This is a genomic window from Streptomyces sp. SID11385, assembly GCF_010548245.1.
Lineage (GTDB): Bacteria > Actinomycetota > Actinomycetes > Streptomycetales > Streptomycetaceae > Streptomyces.
The window spans coordinates 1-207 of the sequence record NZ_JAAGLR010000529.1 but is presented as its reverse complement, the minus strand read 5'-3'; the positions used below and the strand labels follow the sequence as shown (position 1 = coordinate 207).

1 pseudogene is annotated in these 207 nt (G+C 70.0%); it reads left to right on the top strand.

The features are described from left to right. A pseudogene (locus tag G3I42_RS16045) lies at positions 1-207 on the top strand (glutamate--tRNA ligase); the annotation flags it as partial.

The following is a 207-nucleotide window of genomic DNA, read 5'->3' as shown; positions in this document are numbered from 1 at the left end:
CACCGAGGCCTGCGGCCCCTGGCTGAAGGCCCCGTTCGCGCCCTGGGCCCCGGAGGCCTTCGACGCGGAGAAGTGGACGCGGATCGCTCCGTACGCCCAGACCCGCGTGACGGTGCTCTCCGACATCACCGACAACGTCGACTTCCTCTTCCTCGACGAGCCGGTGGAGGACGAGGCCTCCTGGACCAAGGCGATGAAGGGCGACCC